Below are 21,661 nucleotides of genomic sequence, written 5' to 3'. Positions count from 1 at the left end.
CATATGCCATGACGTCGAACCTGCGTCTCGCGGTCCGCGCGATCATCCTTGATGAGGACGACCGCGTCCTGCTCTGCCGGTTCGACTTTCCGCACCCGGCGGTGCCGGAGCGGGCGAAGGCGGTTTGGGCGGCGCCGGGCGGTGGCATCGAAGCCGGTGAAGACCCGCTGACGGCTCTGCGTCGTGAACTGCGTGAGGAAACCGGTCTGGCGGTCACCGCCGATCCGCCGCACATCTGGCACCAGGAAATTTCGGCGGCCGACCATCCGCGGGGCTCCGGCGGCATCGTCAACGACTACTTCCTCATCCGGGCGAACCACTTCCAGCCCCGTGGTGAGCTGACGTCCGGTCAGCTCGCCGCGGAGGAGAATCTGGGGGCGTTCCGCTGGTGGCAGCTTTCGGAGATCGCCGGCTATTCGGGAAGTGAGTTGTTCTCGCCCAGCGACCTGAGCGCAGCGTTGACATCGCTGCTCGCGGCGGGAGTTCCGGGGCGGCCGGTCCGAATCGGGCTCTAGGCGGGTGTGCGGCTGTGGTCGATCCGCGTACGAGTTCTGCGCTGCCCGGCCTGGGCGGATGCTCGGTGAGCAGCCACGGTCTGTCGCCGTGAGCACGCTTGCCCGGTTTGCGGCGGAGCCTCCCCTGCCTCGGTGGGCCGGGTGCGATGTCGCGTCGCTGACCTTCGTCGTCTCGTCGAGGTGGGTGCTCTCAGCGTGGGGCGGGGCGTGGTCGTACGCGGGAGAGGTCCGGTGGCCGGCTGGGGTCGACGACGTGCGGGGTGCGCATCTCGGTGCGGCGCAGCGGGGTGAGGGTGTCGTCGATCGCGGCCATGATCAGGCGGGTGGCTTGCATGGCGCGGGCGCCGGGGGTGCCGGTGACGGTGCTGAGGTCGACCGGTTCGGTGCCGAACGCGACATGTACGACCGGGCGCCGCAGCATCGCCTTGAGCAGGGATTTGAGCAGCCCGTTCGGGGTGTCGTAGGGCAGCACGGCGTGCGCGCCCCACTGGGCGACCGGCAGGACCTCGGCGCCGGAGACGGCGGCCATGCGGGCGACGCCGGTCTTGCCACGTTCCGGCCACAGCCACGGGTCGAGCCCGATGCGGCCTTCCGGGTAGATCAGCAGCATCGAGCCCTCACCCAGTGCGGCGGCCGCGGCCGGGAGCGCGTCGGCGACGCTGCCGGTGTTGCGGTCGACGCGGATGTGCCCGGCGGCGCGCATCGCCGGCCCCAGGATCGGGGCGTCGAACACGCCGCCGGTGGCCAGGATGCGCGGGGCGATGCCGGCTTTGCGGCAGGCGGCGGTCATCACGACCGGGTCGAAGGGGCTGATGTGGTTCGCGGCGAGGATCAGCGGGCGGCCGCGGAGTGTGGCCGGGACGGTGCCGTGCACCCGTAGGCGGCACAGCGGGAACACCACGGCGGGGCCGATGGCGAGCATGATTCGCCAGGCCAGGGGCGTGCGCGAGGTCGCGTTCGGCATCAGGCCGACATGATCGCACGAGGTGGCGGGTGGCGGCCGAGCAGGGACGATGCCGGATCGGACCACGTGTGGGCCGGAGCGCGTCGCTGGATCGCACGTTGGGGTGGGCGGGCCACCACGCTGGACGGGGTGCGGCCTAGCCGGTAGCGATGCTTGGCCGCCCGGTGACAAATCGCGGCCTGACGAGTAAGCCCTGGTCCGGCTCAGCGGCCGTCGGGCGATCAGCGCTCTGCTCGCGCGTCGCGACGAGTACGCCCTGATCCGACTCAGCGGCCGTAGCCGATAAGCGCTCCGCTCGCGCGTCGCAACGAGTACGCCCCGATCCGACTCAGCGGCCGTAGCCGATAAGCGCTCCGCTCGCGCGTCGTCCGCTGTGCCCCCGCAGGCGCACGGAGACCGCGCCGCTGATCACCGAGTCACCTGCGACTTCACCCTCCCATCAGGTGCGCCCAGGCCACGCATATCCGATATTTCCGGTGACCGGCGCGGACCGAGCTGGTCCGCTGGCAGCCAGGCTCAGCCAGCGACCCCTCGACGCTTCCACTTCGTGGGACTCGTGGCCGCATACTGAGACCGGCGACCACCTCCTGAAACCCGCGTCCGCGATGTGGGACTCCCGTCCATTGTGGAGCATGATTTTGCCCCGAAACGCGGCTTTCGCACGGCAGGATTTCCCGGCCAGATGTGAACCTTGGCAAGTTATGGCTCGCATGTGGGCGTAACTCTCCAAGGTTCACAGAAAGCCCACGATGTGGCCGCAATGTCCACACAGCGGAAACCCGCCCCGGTCACAGAGATCGCCAGACGACCATCGCGATCCCCGTGGCCGCAGCGGGTTCAAGTTGCACATCGGGTCTTGGCCCGTTGTGGCTCGACTCGCGAGCGCCGGGGTCGAGCCGCATCGCTCCCAAGTTGCGCTCGGAGCTGCACACGGCAGGGCCAGTCCGCCCTCGATCCGCTCGACGTGACCGTTCTTGGCGAGATCATGTCCGGGCTCGATCTGCCGGCCAGGCAACACGACCGCCGGAAAACCCCGGGCGACCACCTCGATCGTCGGGTCGGCGGGGGCCGGCCGCAGATTTCCCCGGTTGCCCATCACGTCGCAGTAGCGCAACCGCACCTCGCCGGGGATGCCGCGCGCCGGCCTCCCGGCGGGCACACGCATCGCGGTGCGACTTTCGCCGAGCGGCGTTTTAGGCGGCGACGCTCATCGCGGGGGCGGCACGCCGCGGTTCAGGTTAGGCGGCGACGCTCATCGCGTGGGCGGCAGTCCGCGGTTCAGGCTGGACGCTCGATCGCAGGGCGACCACCGCGGGTCAGGCGGGGACGATGCCGGATTCGGCGACCTGCAGCCAACGTTCGACGGTGGCGCTGTCGTGGTGGCGGATGGACCAGTCGACCTGCCGCAGGCTCATGTGCGCCCAGTAGGCGCGGCGCCGCCGTTCGGAGATCGTGGCGAGGCGTTCGTCGAGCGGGCCGGTCAGGTGCGGCGCCTGCCAGCCCAGCGTGAACCGCAGGGTGACCAGGTCGAAGTGCCGGTCGCCGCGGGTGGCGCCGTCCCAGTCGACGACGCCGCTGATCCGGCCGTCCTCGACGAGGATGTTGCCGGGGTGGAAGTCGAGGTGCACCAGGTCGTCGCCGAGCATCGCGGATCCGTCGGCGCCGACGCGGTGGATCCAGTCGAGCAGCCGGGCGGTGCGTTCGTTGTAGCCGGCCAGGGGTTCGTGCAGGCAGAACCCGGGTCCGTCGCCGGTCAGGTACAGGTCGACGGGTGCGCGTTCGGGTGCGTCGGTGAGCAGCCCGGCGAGCCGGTCGGTCACGGCGATCATCTGCCGGACCAGGCCGGCGTCGAGGGCGGCGGGCGGGCTGCCGGGCAGGCGTTCCTGCACGATCACCCGTACGCCGTCGACGTGCGCGGCGAGCTGCTGCCGCGCGGTGGGCACGCCCGCTGCCCGTGCCCGGTCGACGAGGGCGCCGGTGCGGGAGCGGCCTTCGGTCAGGACGCTGCGGCGTCCGTCGGGCCAGCGCACGTACGCCGCCCCGACCTCCCCGCCGGGACAGGGCCCTTCGAGGATCAGCCGTACGCCCGTGATCTCCGCGATCTTGTCGATGATGGCGGGGACGTCCAGGCGTGCGGTGCGTGGCCACGCGTCGGTCGTCATGACCGACCGCTCCGCGCCGCGGGCGAGCTCACGAGAAGCGCGCGGAGCCGCATCGGATCGCTGCCGGCGCGGCGCCGTGGAGCAGCGGGATCGGCCGCGGCCCGATTCTGGATCGGCGCCGCTACGGCCGCGAGCGGGGTGCCACGACGGCGAACGATGGAGAGCGGCGTCACACGACGGTCTGCGGCGCATGGCCTTGCCGGGCGGCGGCCGGGAGCGCCGGCGCGTGTCAGTCGAGGCGCGGGAACCGCGGGCTGTGTCACACGCTCGCCGGCGGTGCGGTGCCGTGGCGGGCGGTGGCCGGGAGGTGCTGACCAGGCTGAAAGGGTCATGACGCGCGTGCGGGCGTCACGTCAGATGCGATCACGGCAGGCCCCCGGTGTCCGTGCACGATTGACGGACGACGATAGCCCATAACGGCAGGAAGTGGTGTCCCCTATTGGTCAGATCGATCTGGCGGAGGGTGCGCCCGGGCACGGCTTGCGGTAGTGCCGACACCGGTTGGTCTTCGCGCAGCCTGGCGTCTGACGTAGGCAGCATGGCCTCGCAGGTCGTGCCGACACCGGTTGGCCAGGGAGTCGGACGCTTCGCGGATCGTGCGGGCTCGGTTGGTCAATTCGCGCTGCGCCGAGGCAGCACGTCAGGACGGCCTCGCAGGTCGCGCTGATGGCGGTTGGTCAGTTCGCGCCGCTCGGGCGCAGCAAGTCAGGACGGCGTGCCGGCCGCGGTTGGTCAGTTCGCGCCGCGCTGGCGCAGGTAGGCCAGGACCGCCTCGCGGGTGGTGCGGACTCCGAACAGGGCGCGGGCCTCGGCGATGCGCCGGTTCGCGGTGCGCAGGGATAAGAATTCGGCGGCGGCCGCCGCGGCGATGGTGTCGCCGGCGGCGAGGCGGTCCAGCAGGGCGCGTTGTTCGGGCACCAGGTCGGCGATTTTGGCGGTGTCGCCGTCGCCGGTGGTGCCCTGGTGCACGGTGCCGAGGCGGGCTAGGTCGTCGACCAGGGCGCGGCCCAGCGCGGACTCGGCGTCGCAGATCGCGACGATGCCGGCGCCGCGGGCGGCGGCGAGCACGGCGAGTTGCAGGGCGTCGCGGTCGCCGATGCGGCCGTGCAGCACCAGCCGGTTGCCGGTGACGTCCCAGGTGGGGTCGGGCAGGGCGAACCCGTCGCGGGCGACCCAGCCGTCGCGGATCAGTCGGCGCAGGACGGTGTCGGCGTCGCCGGGGTTCGCGACGACGTAGCGAGGGGCGTCGGGCTGTCTGGTCACCGGCCATCCTTGGGGGTGTCGTCTGCGGGATTGGCGAAGGCGAGGGCGGCGGCTTCCGTTCGGGTCCGGGCGCCGAGCTTGCGCATGCCGGCGCGGATGTGGGTATCGACTGTCTCGGCGGAGATGCCGAGCTGGCCGGCTATCCGACGGGTGGGTTCCCCGGCGGCGACCAGTCGTAACACGTCCGTCTCCCGTCGGGTGAGCTGGTCGCCCGATCGAGGACTGCGAACGTCGCGGTGCACGCGGTGCCGGCGCAGGCCGCGTCGGGCGCGTCCGGCGAGGACGGTGAGCCCGGCGGTGTCGGCGAGTTGTTCGGCGGACAGCAGCGCGGCGACGGCGCGCTGCGGGTCGGTGTCGATCAGGCCGGCGGCGAGCAGGCAGCGGATCCGCTCGCGCAGCGCGACCGGCTGCCAGGTGTGGGCCGCGGCCGCGAACCCGGTGCCGGTGGCCCAGGCGGTCAGTGTGCGCCGGGCCGCGGCGGGCAGCCCCGACGGGATCGGCGGTGCGCCTTCGGTGCCCAGGTCGTATGCGGCCCAGCGGGCGGTGATCGCGTGCAGCCCGGCGAGCAGCCCCCCGCGGGTGCCGTCGGACAGTCCACCGACGGCGTCCGCGGGCAGGCCGCCGGCGCCTACCGGCAGTCCGCCACCGGTGCCGGCGGGAAGCTTGCCACCGGCCTCCGCAGCGGGCCCGCGAACGGTGTCCGCGGGTTCCCGCAGCGCCCGGTCGGGTTGCCCGTCGAGCCAGGCCGTCTCCCGCGCCACCCAGGCGGTGGCCGGATGCTGCGGCCCGGCGTCGAGGCGCGCGCGGGCAGCGCCGAGCAGCCCGGTGTCCGCCTCGATCAGCGCGGTGGCCGCGGTCGCGTACCCGCGCGCCTCGTCGGGCAGCGCCCGGTCGGCAAGGTTGGCGGCCCGGCGCAGCACTCCTTCAACCCCGTCCCACCGCGGCTCCCCGGCGTCGGGCGCGTCCCCAGCCGGGACGACGTCAAGCGGAGAGGAGTCAGGCATTGCGACGGCGGCCCGGGCGGGCTCGTCGGTCGCCGGGGTGGGCAGGCCGGTGCCGTGCAGGGCCAGGGACCAGTCCGCCGCCGCGGTGAACCGCGTCTGCCACCCGTATGCGAGGGCCGCACCGCACTCCTTGGCCGCGGCCAGCGCCACGCTTGCGGCTTCGACCAGGCGCGCGTCGGCAATGAGGTGATCGACGAGCAGCCACGCACTCCAGCGGGTGATCAGCGGGTCTCCCCCGCCGGCCGCGGCGGCGGCCAGGGCTTTGTCCCAGCCCGGACTGCGATGGTGTGCCGCGACGGCGGCGAGCGCGGCGGCGACGCCGGGTGGTGGTTGCGGCCACCGCATGCTGATCTTGTCGGCCAGGTCGGTGGCGGCGAGCGGGTCGGTGGCGAGTTCCGCCAGCAGCAGCACCCGATCCCGGGCCGCCGCGACCGAGGCCGGGGCCGCGTCCGGCACCGACCGCACCGCGCGTCGCGCGCCCGCCGGGTCGCCGGCCTGCAGCAATGCTTCCCCGCGCAGCACGTCCGCGTCGCGGCCGGACACCGTGCCCCCGGGCGCCTCATCGATCCGGCTCACGGCCAGCACCCGGGCCGCCGCGTCCGGCCGCCCAGCAGCCAGCGCCGCGTCCGCCGCCGCGATCCGCACCCGCACATCGACCGGCACGTCGAGCTCGCAGGCGAACAGCAGCAGCGCCGCTCGCTCTCCACCTTCGGCCCGATCCGCCGCCTGCAGGGCGAGCCGGTGCGCTCCCGCCGCGTCTCCCGCCGCGGCCAGGTGCCGGGCCGCCTCCGCCGGCGGTGTCAGTTCCGCCAGCCGGGTATGCAGATCAACGCGGGCGGCCGCGTCCAGCAGCCCCGCCGCCGTCTCCGCGAGATACGTCGACACCGGCACCAGCTGCCCGTCCGCGTCGGCCGCCACCAGCCCCGCCGTCAGCAGGTCCCCCGCTCCGGCCCCGAGCAACGCGCCGGGGGCGGGCCGCCCGAGCAGCCCGAGCGCCGCCAGCGCCGTACGAGCGGGCCGGGACAGGTCGGCGAGGGCCGTCGCGATGGCGTACGCGACCTGGTCGATCCCGGTCGGCGCGCGCCCCGCGGCGGCCTGCCGGGCCAGCGCGATGATCGCGAGGGGGTTCCCGCCGGCCCGGGCCGCCACCGCCGACAGCGTTTCCGGGTCGAGCTGCGGCGCGGTGCCGCGGGCCAGTTCGAGGGCTTCCGCGGCGGGCATCGGCGGCACCGCCACCCAGGTCGCCGGCAGGTCCGCGACCGGCAGCCGGTGCGGGGTGCGCAACGCGGCCAGGACCCGGCAGTGCGCGGCGATGTGCGGCAGCGCCGCCAGGGTGGCCGGGTCCGCGTACTGCAGGTCGTCGAGCACGAGCAGCCCGCCGCGGACCCGGGACCGCACGGCCTCGGCGAGCAGGTGGATGTCGTGGGCGGGCAGCCGGGCCCGCACCGCGCGCGACAACGCGAGCGCGGGCACGTTCTGCAGCATGGCCAGCCCGCCGCCGCTGTGGACCGGGCCGGTGACGGTGCCGGTGATGCGGTGCAGCATCGTGCTGCGGCCGCTGCCGGGTGGGCCGGTGAGCACCACGAGGCCGGGCCGGTGCAGTTGGGCGGCCGCTTCGGCCACCTCGTCCGCCACCTGTTCCCTCCTTGGGTGCTGGCACGAACACGGGATCCCGTGCGCGGTGCTTCTCCGTAGGCTGTGCTGCGGCAGGTGCCCCGTCCTGCCCGGCTCGAGCGAGGGAGGGTCCTGTGACAGCGGTTGTTGTCCGCACATTCTCACTGACTGCAGGCGTGGCTGACGAGTCGTGGTGACCGGTCCGCTGAGCGCCAGCGTAGCGACGCTGTGTGACCAGATCGCCGGCCAGGCGTCTGCCGAGGCCGGTGGCCTGGTCAGACAGATCTCTTCGCGGTTGTCGGAGCCGTTGCGGGTGGCGATCGCGGGCCGGTTGAAAGCCGGAAAGTCGACACTCGTCAACGCGTTGATCGGGCGTCGGGTGGCGCCGACGGCGGTGGGTGAGTGCACGCGGGTGGTGACCCGGTTCCGGTACGGGCCGGCCGACCGGGTCGATGTGGTGACCCGGGACGGGCAGCGCCGCAGCCTTCCGCTCGATGACGAGGGCATGATTCCGCAGCGGCTGGGGGTGCCGGCGGGCCGGGTGGCGTACGTGGATGTGACGTTGACCAATGAGCGGCTGCGGGAGCTGACGGTGGTGGACACGCCCGGTCTGGCGTCCGCGGACACGGTGGTGAGCCGGCGGGCGCAGGAGGCGGCGGGGTTGTCGGCGGCGCCGTTCGACGCGGACATCGACGCCGCGTCCGCGTCCGAGGTCGCCGCCGCCGAGGCGGTGATCTACGTGTTCACGCAGGCGGTGCGGGCCGACGACGTGCACGCGCTGGAGGCTTTCCGGGACGCGTCGGCGCGGCTGGCGTCGACGCCGATCAACGCGCTGGGCGTGTTCGGCAAGGCCGACACCCTGGTCGCGGGCACCGGCGATCCGTGGCCGGTGGCGGTGTCGCTGGCCGAGCGGCAGGCCGAGCTGCTGGCCCGTACGGTGTCCGACGTGGTGCCGCTGGCCGGGCTGGTCGCCGAGACCGCGCAGGCCGGCCGGCTTACCGGCGCCGACCGCGACGACCTGGCGGCGTTGGCCGGGTTGCCGGCTGCTGCGCTGCGTCTGATGCTGGCCTCGGCAGACCTTTTCCGTACGCGGCCTTCCCCGGTCCCCGCCGAGCGCAGGCAACGGCTGCTCGGCCTGCTCGACCTGTACGGCATCGGCTACGCGGTGGCGCAGCTGGCCGACGAGCCCGAGCTGAGCACCGGCGAGCTGGTACGCCGTCTCGGCGCCGCGTCCGGTTTCCCGCGTTTGCGGCACACGGTCGAGGAAACCTTCCGCTGGCGCTCGGATGCGATCAAGGCGGGGTGGGCGTTGTCGCGGCTGGAACGTCTCGCCGGGCGCAGCCGCGACGACCGTGACCGGGCGTTGCTGCGCGACGGCGTGCAGCGGCTGCTGCGCGATCCCGCCTACCACCGGCTGCGGCTGCTCGACGCCGCGCAGCGGGTCGCCACCGGCGCGGTGCCGTTGCCGGCCGACTGGGAGCAGGAGCTGACCCGGCTGGCCACCTCCGAGGACCCGCGCTGGATCCTGCGGCTGCCGCAGGCCGGCCCGGACGAGCTGTACCGGGCGGCGGTCGAGGCCGCGAACCGGTGGCGGGTGTACGCGGTCGCCGGGGCCGGACCGGCGCAGTCGCGGGTCGCGCAGGTCGCGCAGCGCGGTTTCCACCTTCTCGCGCAGCGGGTGCGCGCCGATGACTGACCTGAGCGTGGTGCTGGACACGGCGGTGCGCGACACCGTGGCGTACGTGCGCAAGCAGGACCCGGACGCCGGGGCCGAGCTGGCCGAGTTGCGCCGCCGGCAGCTGACCAGGCCGTCGATCGTGGTGGTCGGCGAGACCAAACGCGGTAAGAGCTCGCTGATCAACGCGTTGCTCGGGGTGCCCGGCCTGTCCCCGGTGGACGCGGCCGTCGCCACCGCCACCTACCTGCAGTTCGTGCCGGGTGAGAGCGCGGCGCGGGCGTGGCTGCCCGGCGCGGCCGACCCGATCCTGGTCGACGATCTCGCCGCGTGGGCGACCGGTGAACGCAAGGCCCGCCGCATCGAGGTGAGTTACCCGGCGCCGCTGCTGCGCTACGTGAGCCTGCTCGACACCCCCGGCGTCGGCGGTCTCGACCCGGCGCACACCGCCGTCGCCCTCGACGCCGTGGACAAGGCCACCGCCTTGTTGTTCGTCGCCGACGCGTCCGCGCCGCTCTCGCGGCCGGAGCTGACGTTTCTGGCCACGGCCAGCGAACGCGTCGACGCCGTCCTGTTCGCCCTCACCAAGATCGACGCGTTCGGGGGGTGGCGGCAGATCGCCGAGGACAACCGGGCGCTGCTGCAGGCGCACGCGCCGCGGTTCGCCGACGCCGGCTGGTACCCGGTCTCGGCCACCCTCGCCGAGCTGGCCGTGCACGCGGGCCCCGACGAGCAGGGCGAGCTCGCCGACGCGTCGAGGATCGCCGACCTGCAGCACGCCCTGGTCGCGATGGCCGGCCGCGGCCACCAGCTGCAACTGGCCAACGTGCTGCGCGCCGCCCGCGGCGAGATGACCCGCCTGGAGTCCGCGGCCACCGGCCGGGTCCGCGCCGCCGAGGCCGACCCGGCCGCCACCGCGAAGGCCCGCGCCGAACGCGCCGCGCTCGCCGCCCGTAAACGCACCGAGTCCCGGCAGTGGACACTGCTGCTGAGCACCGAGACCCAGCGGGCGCGGGTCGCGACCGTCGGGCATCTGCGTACCCGTGTCGCCGCCGTGCAGCAGAGCTTCTCCGAACGCATCGACACCGGCCGCGGCGACACGCTCAGCGGGCTGCCGGACGCGCTCGACACCGAGCTGCAGGCGATGTCGGTGGAGTTGTCCCGCGAGCTCGAGTCCACGTTCGCGCAGGTCGCCGACGCCGTGCTGGCGCAGGTGTTCGACGCGGCCGAACGCGCCGCCATGCTCGCCCGGCTCAACGCCACCCTGCGGCACACCCTGGCGGCCACCCCGCCGCGCGACGGGTCGGGCGAGAACATGCTGATCGCGTTGTCGGCCGGCGGGGTCGCGTTCATGGCCGGGCGCGGCGCGATCCTGGGCATGTCGGTGTTCGCCGTCGGCGGGCTGCTGATCCCGGTCGCCGGACTGGGTCTGGGGCTGGCGGCCGGCGGGTACGTGTTGTGGCGGCGGCGGGTGCAGACCGACCGGCAGCAGGCCCGGGTCTGGCTGCGTGACGTGCTCGGCGAGGCCCGCGCGGCGCTCGCCGACGAGATCACGAACCGGTTCACCGACCTGCAGTACGCGCTGTCGGTCGCGGTCGACGACGCGATCGAACGCCGGCTGCGCGACCTGGACGCGCACATCGCCGAGATCGACGCGGCCGCCGCGCAGGACGCCACCGGCCGCGCGCAACGCCGGGCCGCCGCGCAGCAGGAACTCGACGGGGTCCGGGCCCGGCTGCGCAGCCTCGACGCCGTGCTGAGCCGGGCGCGGTCCCTGACGCCCGTACCCGAGCAGGAGGAGCTTCGATGAGCGAGCACCACGACGATTTCGGGTCCTTCGACGAGCATCATGAGCCGCTGCCGTTCGACGACACGCCCGGGCACGACGACACGCCCACATTCGACCATGATGATCATGACATGTGGGCGGACGACCCACTCCCGGCCGCCGACCACCTAAGCCACGATTTTCCGGAAATGTCCGAAAGGGGCGGCGACGGGGGTGACCACGACGCCGGCGCCGCGGACCACCTCGCCGACGACCAGCCGGGCGCCGACGATCACAGCACCGCCGAAGACCCCGCCTGGACCGACCCCGTCGATGTCTTCCCACCCTCGCTCGACGTGGGTGAGCTGCCCGAACCCGTCGACGGCTTCCCCTGGATCGACACCGGCAGCCTCGGCGTCGTCACCCCCGCCGACCTTCACGACCACACCGATCCGGTACGCCCGGAGGAGCTCGCCGAGTACGCCGGCGAGCCGATCCCGCCCGGCGCCGACCCCTGGGCCACCCTCGCCGCCTCCGACGATCCCGCCACCAGCGCCCTGGCCCGATGGTGGAACCAGGACTGACTCTCCCCGCCGTACGCCTCCAGATGGCATAGTGACCGCGCCGACACAGACAATCTGGAGCCCGTGACCATGGCCGCCCCCACCGGCACCGACGTCCCCGCCCCCACCACCGGCCGGCGGGAACGCACCGGCTGGTACTTCTACGACTGGGCCAACTCGGCCTTCTCCGCCACCGTCCTGGCCGTGTTCCTCGGCCCGTTCCTCACCAACGTCACCGAGGTCGCCGCGGGCTGCCCGCTGGGCACCGACGACTGCACCGGCCGGGTCCACCCGCTCGGCATCACCGTCGCCGCGGGCTCCTTCTACCCGTACATGGTGTCGCTGTCGGTGTTGCTCACCGTCTTCGTCCTGCCGGTGATGGGCGCGATCGCCGACCGCACCCCACGCAAGAAACCGCTGCTCGCCGGTGCCGCGTTCATCGCCGCCGCCGCGACCATCGCTTTCGCGTTCGTCACCGGCGAGCGCTACCTGCTCGGCGGCATCCTGTTCCTGATCGCCAACGTCGGGTTCGGCGCGTCGGTCGTGGTCTACAACTCGTTCCTGCCGCAGCTGGCCGGCCCCGACGAACGCGACAAGGTGTCCAGCCGCGGCTGGGCCATCGGCTACCTCGGCGGCGGCATTCTGCTCGCGTTCAACCTGGTCGCCGTCACCGTGCTCTCGATCGACGGCAACGACCAGCGGACCCTGGACATCGCCCGCTGGTGCATCGTGTCCGCCGGCGTGTGGTGGGCCGCGTTCACCCTGGTCCCGCTGACGCTGCTACGCGACCACCCCGGCGCCGAGTCCGGCACCGGCCACGGCAACGTGCTGACCGACGGATTCCGGCAGCTCGGCCACACCCTCAAGGGCCTGCGCGCGTACCCGCTGACCTTGTTCTTCCTGCTCGCCTACCTGATCTACAACGACGGCATCCAGACCGTGATCGCGCTGGCCGGGCAGTACGGCAGCGAGGAACTCGGGCTGGAGCAGTCCACGCTGATCGTCACGATCCTGATCGTGCAGTTCCTCGCGTTCGGCGGGGCGTTGCTGCTGGGTGCGCTGGCCGCCCGCATCGGCGCCCGCAAGACCATCATCGTGAGCCTGGTGCTGTGGCTCGCCGTGATCATCGCCGCGTACTGGCTGCCGCACGGCGAACCGCTGCCGTTCATGCTGCTCGGCGTCGCCATCGGCATCGTCCTGGGCGGCAGCCAGGCGTTGAGCCGCAGCCTGTTCGCGCAGCTCATCCCCACCGGCCGCGAAGGCGAGTACTTCGGCTTCTACGAGATCAGCGACAAGGGCACGAGCTGGCTGGGGCCGCTGCTGTTCGGCCTGGTCTTCCAGCTCACCGACAGCTACCGCTACGGCATCGTCTCCCTGGTGATCTTCTTCGCGGTGGGTGCGGTCCTGCTCGCTTTCGTACCGATCCGCCGTGCCGTCATCGCCGCCGGCAACACACCCCCCAGACTGCTCTGATGGACATCACCATCGACGCGGGCTCGGCGGTGCCGCCGTACGAGCAGGTGCGGCTGCGCATCGCCGAGCTCGCCGCGGACGGCACGCTGGCGGCCGGGACGAAACTTCCTCCCGTACGCACGCTGGCCACCGACCTGCATCTGGCGGCGAACACGGTGGCCCGCGCCTACCGCGAACTCGAGCAGGCGGGACTGGTGCAGACCCGGGGACGGCTCGGCACGGTGATCACCGCGCGCGCGGCCGGCACGTCGGCGCAGGCGCAGCGCGCCGCACAGGCGTACGCGGAGAAAGCGAAAGCCCTCGGCCTGCCGCCGGAGAACGCCCTAGCCCTGGTCCGGGCGGCGCTTGGGCTGTGAGAAGAACGGGACCGCGCTCGCGTCGGCGGTGGCCTCGATCCGCACCTTCGTCGCCAGCCCGACCGGCGGTAACGCGTCCGGCGCGAACCAGGCCACCTCCAGGGACTCGTCGCCGTCCGGGCGGGGCTGTCCGCCGACCGCCCGGCACCGGAACCACACCACCAGGTATTCGACCCGGTCGCCGTTGGGATACTTCACCGGCTGCTTCGACACGCCGGCCAGGGACTGCACCTCGGCGATGATCCCGGTCTCCTCGGCGACCTCACGCAGCACCGCGTCGGCGGGCTGCTCGCCCGGCTCGACCATCCCGGCCGGTAACGACCAGCGGCCGTCGTGCGCCGCCCTCAACAACAGCACCCGGCCCTCGTCGTCGCGGACCACCGCGCCCGCCCCGGGCAGCAGCAACAGGTCCTGGCCGACGTGCTCGCGCAGCCGCGTCACATACTCGGAGATCATTGCGCCTCGATCGTGCCGGTCACGAGCAGCACCGCCAGCAGCAGGCCGAGCACCACCCGGTAAAGGATGAAAACGCTGTACGAATGCTTCGACACGAACTTCAGCAGCCAGTTCACCGAGAAGTACGCGACCACGAAACTCACCAGCGTCGCCACGATCGTGTTCACCCAGCCGACACCGGAGGAGATGTTGCCCGCCTCCTGAAAGCCCTGCAGCACCGAGGCACCCAGCAACGCCGGGATCGACAGGAAGAACGACAACCGCGTCACCGTCACCCGGTCGAAGTCACGCAGCAGACCCGCCGACATCGTCGCCCCGGACCGCGACACCCCCGGAATCAGCGCCAGACACTGCGCCAACCCGATGATCAGCGAATCCTTCCAGGTCACGTCGTCCTCGTGCCGCACCTGCGTGGCAGCGTGATCGGCGAACGCCATCGCCCCCGACCACAGGATCAACGCCCCCGAGACGAACCACAGACTCCGCAGCGTCGTCTCCACCGCGTCCTGGAACAACAAGCCCACGATCACGATCGGGATCGACCCGACGACCACCGCCCAGCCGAACCGGTAGTCCGGCGACTTACGCGCCGGCGCCGAGAACAGCCCCTTCAGAAACGCCGGCACGATCCGCACGATGTCCTTGAACAGGAAGATTACCGTCGCCAGCACCGCACCCGACTGAATGATCACCGTGAACGCCGTGATGTCCGGATCATCCAGCGAGAACCCGAGGATCTTCTCCAGGATCGTCAGGTGACCGGTGCTCGACACGGGCAGGAACTCGGTGAACCCCTCAACCGCACCGAGCAACACCGCTTCGAAGATATTCACACCAGTTCCCCGCCGTTGATCCCGTTCCGACCGGGGTTGAGCATAGGGGCACCCCTCACGCCCCCGACCGCCGGACCCGTGCCGCCGCAACCGTGTACGCCGGATCCCGATCCAGGTTGTGCCGATCCCGGTCATAGCGCCGCGTCGTGCGCGGATCGGCATGCCCCATCGCGTCCTGCACATCCTCCAGCGGCACACCCTCGGCCCGCGCCGTAGTCGCGAACGCATGCCGCAACGAGTGCGGCGACAACCGATCCGCCTCGCTCAGCCCCGCCTCCAGCGCCAGACGCCGCACCAGCCGAAACACCGCATGCCGGTCCAGGCGGTTACCGCGCGAGGTCAGAAAAAGCGGACCATCCCCCGTTCCCCGTACGCCGAGATAGTCGTCCACGGCCGCGGAAGCCGTCGGGGTCAGGGCCCGTCGCCGCTGCTTGTTCCCTTTGCCCACGAAGCGGATGGTGCGGTGGCCGCGCTCCCACCCGAGGTCGCCCAGGTCCAGCCCGACGACCTCGCCGACGCGCAGCCCCAGGTCCGCGAGCAGCGTGATCACCGCCCGGTCCCGGGCGACGTTACGGCTGCCGGATCGGCCGCCGCCCGCCCTAGCGCCCGGCGTTTCCGTTCCGCCCGCCCGCGCGCTCTGCTCAGCCGTTCCGTGCCCGCTCGCATCCTGCCCAGGCGTTTCGTCCACGGCCGCGTCGTCCACGGCGTCGGCCCCATCACCGCCGGCTTCCCCCGCGTCGCCCGATTTTTCGGCTTTTTTCAGCATAAGGGCGACCTCGTCGGGTGACAGCCCCACCGTCGCCGAAAAATCGCGATTCACATACGGCCGGTCCGCGCCCGCCACCGGATTCAACGCCACGGCCTGCAACTTGACCAGAAAGTCGTACCACGAGGACAACCCGGATAATTTACGCGCCACCGTCGACGGCGCCAGCCCCCGCGCCTCCAGCTCCCGCGCGTACGCGTTCACCTCCAGAAACGACGCCCGCAACGGCACCAGCTCCCGCGCCGCGCACCACGCCAGCCAGCTCGCCACATCCCGGCGATACGCCGCCCGCGTGTGCTCCGACAACCGCCGATTCGCCAGCCACCGCTCGGTGAACTCCTCGGCCGCCCCACCCGCAAGAAGCTCGCCGCCGATCTGCCTCGGCACCACAGGATGCATGGCACCCATGCTCTCAGCTCTCGATCACCGCACCGTCCACGACATGCCAGCGACGCCCGAACCCGACCGCCTCCGCGAAATACCGGTCATGCGTCACCACCACCAGCGTCCCCCGGAACCGGCGCAACGCCTCCTCCACCACGTCCAACGCGTCGAAATCCAGGAAATTCGTCGGCTCGTCCAAAATCAGCACCCGCTCCGGACTGTTCACGATCACCGCCAGCAGCAGCCGCCGCAACTCCCCGGCCGACAACGTCCGCATCCGCGCATCCCACTGATCCGGCCCGAACTGATGACCCTGCAACAGCCGCTCCGCGTCGTCCACATACACCGGAACCCGCGCACGGAAGTAGTCCATCACCGTCACATCCGTACGCAAGCCGTCCGAAGTTTGCGGCAGAACAGCCGTGCCCTCCCCGGCCAGCGCCCGCAACAACGTCGTCTTGCCCGCCCCGTTACGCCCCGTCACCAGAACACGGTCCCCACGCCGCACATCCACATCGACGCCATCCAGCAGCACCCGCTCCCCGGCGGTAACGGTCAGGTCGCGTACCTTCACCACGACCTCGCCCGGCTCCTGCACATCCGCCGCGAACGCCAGCGTCAGCGGCGGCCGGCTCCGCGGCCGCGCCACCCACCGAGCCGACTCCATCTGCCGGCGCAGCCGCCGCTCCCGCACCTTCGCCTTACGCGCCACCAGCCGCGCCACCCGCCGCAGATGCGGCGCCGCAGCCCCCGACCGCACCGTCAGCTCAACCTCGCGCGCCTGCCCCTTCGTCCGCTCGATATCCGCCTCCCACCGCCGCCGATCCTTCTCCTGCGCCTCGAAATCCAGCAGCAGCCGCTCCCACCGCCGCTGCTTCTCCACCCGGAAATGCGTATAACCCCCACCCGGATAGTCCTGCGGCTCATCGTGAATCCCGTCCAGCTCCACCACCCGCGTCACCACCGCATCCAGAAACGCGCGATCGTGACTGACGGTCAACACCGCTCCCCCGTACGCCTGCAACCAGCCCTGCAACCACACGGCCCCCTCGGCGTCCAGGTGGTTGGTCGGCTCGTCCAGCAACAACACGTCCGGCTCGTCCAGCAACGCCCGCGCCAGCAGCAACCGCGCCTGCTCACCACCACTGACCTCACGCAACGCCAGGTCATCCGGCAGCCCCGCGATATCCAGCCGCTGACGCATCTCCGCGAGCCGCGCCTCAGCCTGCCAGCCCTCCAGAGCCGTCCACCGCTCCTGCACCACCCCGTACTCCGCCAGCACATCCGCGCCCTCGGCCAGCCGCCCCTCCAACACCCGCAACCGCGCCGTCACCTCGGCCAGCTCCCCCAGCCCACCACCGAGAAACGCCCCCACCGTCGCGTCCGGATCAGGCATCTGCTGCGCCACATACCCCACCCGGGTCCCCGGCCCGTACGCCACCGCCCCACCAGACGGCCGCACCAGCCCCGCGAGCGCCCGCAGCAACGTCGTCTTGCCCGCACCGTTCGGCCCCACCACACCGACCCGGTCACCGTCGTTGAGAACGAGGTCAAACCCGTCGAACAGCAACTCGCCGTCGTAGGCGCAGGAAAGGGAAACAACTTTCAACAAGGCAAACTCCACAGGGCAGCACCGACAGGACACTCACGTCAGCGGTCCGCTCTCACATGGAGAAAGCCACACCCCCCGAGCCGGGAAAAGGGAACGGCCCCACTGTTCCCCGCCGCCGAGCCCGCCGCAACAGCTTTACGGGAACCTCACGCCCGTGACCCCCGTCTCACCCCGCATGCCCCACCACAGCCCAGCCCCCGCCGTGCTCCGGTCGCGGCTCGCCGCGCTGCTCGCGGCCCTTGCCTTGCCTGCTTTCGCGGCCGGTTGCGCAGCGCCGACCGAGAACGCCGCCACGCCCTCATCCGTCGTCTACCCTGGCTGGGAGTCCTGCACCGCAGGTAGCGCCCAGGCCGGCACCTCCGCCGCCGCGCCACATCTCGACGACGCCTTCCAGCCCGTGTCGGCCATCCTCTGCCAGCCGGCCATCGTGCACCCATCCGGCGCCTACCCTCGGCCCGGCGCCTCACCTCCGCCCGGCGCCTCACCTCCGCCCACCGCTGAACGCCGAGCCGACGACGTCAAGGCCCTGGTAGCCGCCCTGCGCCTGCCATCCGAGAAACCCAGCAACGGCGCGTGCACCACGGACGCCATCGTCATCCCCTGGATCGCCCTGCTCGACGCCTCCGGCCAGTGGATCCACCCCGGCACCCCGCTCGACGGTTGCCGCAAGCCCCGCAAAGAAGTCCTGGCCGCCCTGGACCAACTCCATCTGACCGGCGACCCACCACCGGCCCCCACCTCGTCCGCGACCCCCGGCTGCACCTCGATGTGGGCCGACATGATCTGGGTGGCCGGCGAATCCAACAACGGCGCCGGCACCCCCGACGCCCTCGCCGCCCCCGACAACACCCCCGTCCGCTTCTGCGTCTACGCGGTCCCCGCCGGCCAGCGCGGAAGCGGCAAGCCCGGCGGCGAGTTCGAATCCGCCCGAACCCTGACCCCCTCCGAGTGGACACTCATCAAACGCGACCTGTCCGCAGCCGCCCCCGCCACCCCATGCCGAACCCCAGCAACCCGCTTCGCCGTCCTGCACACCCAACGGTTCGCGAAAATCTACGTGGAGTCCGACGGCTGCCACCGAGCCCTGATAGACAGCACGTCCGGCCCAGGCGCCCTGCGTAAAGCCACCCCCCAGCTCTCCGCCGTCCTCTTCAACTGAACGTGCGCTTCGCCAACCCGCTGCGAACAGCGCGCCCGACGTTCATGTCCGCCACTGCGGCCCCCGACGCCCGAGCCCGGCATCGACGACACCCCTTACCGACACCGGCCTCGCCAAGAACCAGTTCCTCTTGTCGACCTGGATATTCGAGTTTCGGACGGCTCTCCACCTTCACCGCGTCAGCCGATCCCGCCATGTGGACGCACGCTTCCGAATCGTGGCCCTTTCGCGAACCTTGGAGAGTTGCGCCCACATTCGAGCCACAACTCTCCAAGGTTCACTTCCAGCGGCGAAAAGCGCCCAAACAAAAGGCACATCGCCGGATAAAACATCCTCCACAATGGAGGCCGGTCCCACATCGCGGAAGCGGATTCACGATGTGGACGTCTGTCCCAGCTGCCGGACGCCGTTCCCGAATGATGGAACTGCTCGGCTGGTTGTCGCGCCGCTCACCCTCCAATGCGTTGGCCTTGCGTGGCTGACCTGAGGGCCGTCGCTGTGGGGAGCTGGGACGTTCCGGCCGTGGCGGGTGCCCACACCTGCTGTGGGTCGCCGCGGTGTGGGGAGCCACAGCCTTCCCGGCGTCGCGATTCCCCGCACGTGGGTGGGGGTGGCCGCGGTGTGGGGAGCCACAGCCTTCCCGGCGTCGCGACTGCCCACACCCGGGTGGGGCGCTCACTGTGGGGACCTGCCCGGGCCTGGCGGCGCCGCCTCGCACGGGACTCCCGGCCAGCGGAACCAGCTGACCAGTTACAAATGATGGTCCCGCGACCCCTAGCCCCCACGTCCCGGCTGGCAGTAACTGGCCTCTACAGCTAGCCCGTCGCCCAGCCGTCCCTGTGGGCGATCGCCGCGAAATCGTGCCCGCGCGGCGAAAGCAAATTGGTGGATGTCGTTGATTCCTTTTGGGTTTTCCGGGTTTGGGTTTGGGTGCGCCGGTGTTCAGGCGCACCACCTCTGAGCCATCCTAGGATGTTTCCGTTCCGGGGTGCGGCGTCGCTCACGTACGCGGGCGCCAGGCACCTGAATCGAAGCGTCACGACGGAGAATGGGCGCGTGTCATCCAGTCAGCCGGGCAGCCGGCGCACCGCTGACGCCGCGCAGACCCGCGACGAGCTGCAGCGGCTCCGGCCCGGCATGGTCGCGCGGTATGACCAAGCGCTGCCCGGGGCCCGCGCCGCGGTCCTGTCCAGGCTGCTGGGGGCCGTCGCTCGCGAGCGTCTGCCCGGCCTGACCGGACGCGGATCGGGCACGGCCACCTTCGCGGCCGGCGCCACGAGCGGGGCGGTCGAGCTCAGCTTCCCTGCCGAGGCCGCCACCGCCTTCGCCCAAGCGAACGCCGGGCTGTCCGTCGCCCTTCACCCCGCGACGGGCGACGCCGGAACCCCAGCCGACACGGTCGTGGACGACCCCGGCGCCCTCGTCCGACTCCTCTGGGGTGACGTCCCCCTGGCCGCCGAGGTCGACAACAGCGTCGCCAACCTCGCCCTGGCCCGCGCCACCACCCCACCGCAAACCCTGCCCACCGACCTGGGCCGCATCGAACAACTCGTCGTCGACGGCCACCCGCTGCACCCCTGCTGCCGCACCCGCGGCGGCATGACCGTCGAGGACGTCCTCACCTACGCGCCCGAACACTCCCCGGTCATCCGCCTACGCCGCCTGCGCGTCCCCGACGACCGCTGGTCCGGCACCGCCCCACCAGTGCTCTACGCCCATCCGTGGCAGGCCGCCCGCCTGCGGGACCACTACCCCTGGCTCACCGACGACGGCGAGACCGGCCCCGGCCGTCCGCTGATGTCCCTGCGCACCATCGCCCTGGACGACCGGCACGTGAAAACCGCCGTCGACGTCCAGATGACCTCCGCCGTACGCACCGTCTCCCCCGCCGCCGTCAACAACGGCCCGATCCTGTCCGCCCTGCTCCGCAAGCTCACCGCCGACCTGCCGATCAGCGTGCTGGCCGAGACCGGGGGCGGCGCCGTCGTCGTCGACGGCGAACCCCAGAAACACCTCGCCTACCTGACCCGGGAGGCCCCGCGACCCGCGCACGGCGAGCTGATCGTGCCACTCGCCGCGATGGCCGCGAGCCCGTTGCTGCTGGCCACGGTCCACGACCCGTACGAGTGGTGGGCCCTGCTCAGTGATCGTCTGTTCGCGCCGCTGGTCACCGTCCTGGAGCGGGGCGTCGCGCTGGAGGCGCACGGGCAGAACACTCTCGTCGTGCTCAAGGACCACCGTCCGCACCGCATTCTTTACCGTGACTTCGGCGGCGTACGGGTAAGCGCGAAACGGCTGAACGAAGAACCGCCGCTGATCGGCGACCTGCCCAGCGACGACCCTCGGGAGCTGCGGACAAAACTGGCCGCCGCCGCGTTCGGCAACGCCGGCGCCGACCTGGTCGCCGCGTTCACCCGGCACTTCGGCACCGACCCGGCGAAGCTGTGGCGCCGCACGGCCGAGGCGATCCGCGGCATCGGCACCGCCGACGCGCCGCACCTGCTCAACGACCCGCTACCGGTCAAGGCGACCACCGCGATGCGCCTGGCCGGCAACCCGCTCGACGACCTCTGGGCCTACCTCGACAACCCTTTGGCGGCAGTATGACGCGCAGTCTGTCCCCCGCCCGGCTGGCCGAGGCGACCCTCGCCGAACAGGCCCCGCACCTGGTGCCCGGTTTCCTGGCGTCGCTGCCGGCCGCCGCCGACAACGTCGGGCGCAAGCTGCGCGGCGCATTGACCCGCGAGGGTATCCGCGACATGGGCCCGGGCGTGCGGCACGGTTTCGGCCGGGTCGAATACCCGTCGTCCGGCGCCGGTGACCCGGTCGAGCTGCTCGGCGAGAGCGGCATCGACGCCCCCGGGTTCGCCGCCGAGCTACGCGACGCCGTGATGAACCTGGCGATCGCGATGGCCCGCCCGGTCCCCGCGGTCGGCAACGACCCGGACTGGCAAGCAATCGGCCTGGAACGCCTCGCGGTCGCCGGGCACAACCTGCACCCCTGCGGACGTACGAGATTGGGCTGGTCCACCGAAGACGTCCTGGCCTACGACCTCGAAACCGAGACGACAAAGCTCGGCTTCGTCGCCGTGCC

The 21,661-nt window shown here is 72.0% G+C and carries 17 protein-coding genes; 9 read left to right on the top strand and 8 right to left on the bottom strand.

Going from position 1 to position 21,661, the window contains the following annotated elements; genetic code table 11:
- The first annotated feature begins 8 nt into the window (after positions 1-8).
- Positions 9-515, top strand: coding sequence for an NUDIX domain-containing protein (locus tag HH310_RS16115; RefSeq protein WP_169176368.1), 507 nt, complete (start codon positions 9-11; stop codon positions 513-515).
- A gap of 190 nt (positions 516-705) precedes the next feature.
- Here HH310_RS16115 and HH310_RS16110 read toward each other — a convergent pair whose 3' ends face one another.
- The 4 genes from HH310_RS16110 to HH310_RS16095 form a co-directional block, all read right to left on the bottom strand.
- Positions 706-1,479, bottom strand: coding sequence for a lysophospholipid acyltransferase family protein (locus HH310_RS16110; protein WP_169176367.1), 774 nt, complete (start codon positions 1,477-1,479; stop codon positions 706-708).
- A 1,316-nt stretch (positions 1,480-2,795) separates the two neighbouring features.
- Entirely contained in the window at positions 2,796-3,641 is an 846-nt protein-coding gene (locus HH310_RS16105; protein WP_169176366.1) for a phosphotransferase, read from the bottom strand.
- A 732-nt stretch (positions 3,642-4,373) separates the two neighbouring features.
- Positions 4,374-4,904, bottom strand: coding sequence for a LuxR family transcriptional regulator (locus HH310_RS16100; protein WP_169176365.1), 531 nt, complete (start codon positions 4,902-4,904; stop codon positions 4,374-4,376).
- Positions 4,901-7,543, bottom strand: a complete 2,643-nt coding sequence (locus HH310_RS16095) for a LuxR C-terminal-related transcriptional regulator (RefSeq protein ID WP_312034122.1) — start codon at positions 7,541-7,543, stop codon at positions 4,901-4,903. Before HH310_RS16095 ends, HH310_RS16100 begins: the two co-directional genes overlap by 4 nt.
- Before the next feature lie 172 nt (positions 7,544-7,715).
- Between HH310_RS16095 and HH310_RS16090 the strand changes: the two genes are divergently transcribed.
- The 5 genes from HH310_RS16090 to HH310_RS16070 all read left to right on the top strand — a co-directional run bounded on the left by HH310_RS16090 (position 7,716) and on the right by HH310_RS16070 (position 13,357).
- On the top strand, positions 7,716-9,218 hold the full coding sequence (locus HH310_RS16090; protein ID WP_312034120.1) for a dynamin family protein: 1,503 nt from the start codon (positions 7,716-7,718) through the stop codon (positions 9,216-9,218).
- Positions 9,211-11,007, top strand: coding sequence for a dynamin family protein (locus HH310_RS16085; RefSeq protein ID WP_169176362.1), 1,797 nt, complete (start codon positions 9,211-9,213; stop codon positions 11,005-11,007). Before HH310_RS16090 ends, HH310_RS16085 begins: the two co-directional genes overlap by 8 nt.
- A complete protein-coding gene (locus HH310_RS16080; RefSeq protein WP_169176361.1) occupies positions 11,004-11,549 on the top strand; it encodes a hypothetical protein in 546 nt (181 codons plus the stop codon). The genes HH310_RS16085 and HH310_RS16080 overlap by 4 nt, the downstream gene beginning before the upstream one ends.
- 69 nt (positions 11,550-11,618) lie before the next feature.
- The gene (locus tag HH310_RS16075) at positions 11,619-13,001 is read left to right on the top strand and encodes an MFS transporter (protein ID WP_169176557.1); all 1,383 of its coding nucleotides are present in this window, start codon (positions 11,619-11,621) and stop codon (positions 12,999-13,001) included.
- Positions 13,001-13,357 carry a GntR family transcriptional regulator gene (locus tag HH310_RS16070; RefSeq protein WP_169176360.1) on the top strand — a complete coding sequence of 119 codons (357 nt, stop codon included), beginning with the start codon at positions 13,001-13,003 and terminating at the stop codon, positions 13,355-13,357. The genes HH310_RS16075 and HH310_RS16070 overlap by 1 nt, the downstream gene beginning before the upstream one ends.
- Here HH310_RS16070 and HH310_RS16065 read toward each other — a convergent pair.
- Genes HH310_RS16065 through HH310_RS16045 form a run of 4 tightly spaced genes read right to left on the bottom strand, consistent with a single transcriptional unit; the run spans position 13,325 to position 17,408 of the window.
- Positions 13,325-13,813, bottom strand: coding sequence for an NUDIX domain-containing protein (locus tag HH310_RS16065; protein WP_169176359.1), 489 nt, complete (start codon positions 13,811-13,813; stop codon positions 13,325-13,327). The two genes, HH310_RS16070 and HH310_RS16065, sit on opposite strands and share 33 nt — an antisense overlap.
- Complete coding sequence (locus tag HH310_RS16060) at positions 13,810-14,646, bottom strand: undecaprenyl-diphosphate phosphatase (protein WP_169176358.1); 837 nt, start codon at positions 14,644-14,646, stop codon at positions 13,810-13,812. Before HH310_RS16060 ends, HH310_RS16065 begins: the two co-directional genes overlap by 4 nt.
- 55 nt (positions 14,647-14,701) lie before the next feature.
- The gene (locus tag HH310_RS45805; RefSeq protein WP_248294060.1) at positions 14,702-15,820 is read right to left on the bottom strand and encodes a tyrosine-type recombinase/integrase; all 1,119 of its coding nucleotides are present in this window, start codon (positions 15,818-15,820) and stop codon (positions 14,702-14,704) included.
- A gap of 4 nt (positions 15,821-15,824) precedes the next feature.
- Entirely contained in the window at positions 15,825-17,408 is a 1,584-nt protein-coding gene (locus HH310_RS16045; protein WP_169176357.1) for an ABC-F family ATP-binding cassette domain-containing protein, read from the bottom strand.
- Positions 17,409-17,562: 154 nt separating this feature from the next.
- Here HH310_RS16045 and HH310_RS16040 point away from each other — a divergent pair, with 154 nt between their 5' ends.
- From HH310_RS16040 to HH310_RS16030, 3 genes are all read left to right on the top strand, one after another.
- Positions 17,563-18,567 carry a hypothetical protein gene (locus HH310_RS16040; protein ID WP_169176356.1) on the top strand — a complete coding sequence of 335 codons (1,005 nt, stop codon included), beginning with the start codon at positions 17,563-17,565 and terminating at the stop codon, positions 18,565-18,567.
- A gap of 1,056 nt (positions 18,568-19,623) precedes the next feature.
- A complete protein-coding gene (locus tag HH310_RS16035) occupies positions 19,624-21,174 on the top strand; it encodes an IucA/IucC family protein (RefSeq protein WP_312034118.1) in 1,551 nt (516 codons plus the stop codon).
- On the top strand, positions 21,171-21,661 hold a 491-nt coding region (locus tag HH310_RS16030; protein ID WP_248294059.1), incomplete at its 3' end, for an IucA/IucC family protein. The genes HH310_RS16035 and HH310_RS16030, both read left to right, overlap by 4 nt.

The sequence above is a fragment of the Actinoplanes sp. TBRC 11911 genome (genome assembly GCF_012933445.1).
In the GTDB taxonomy this organism is placed as follows: Bacteria; Actinomycetota; Actinomycetes; order Mycobacteriales; family Micromonosporaceae; genus Actinoplanes.
This window is presented reverse-complemented; position numbering and strand designations above follow the sequence as displayed.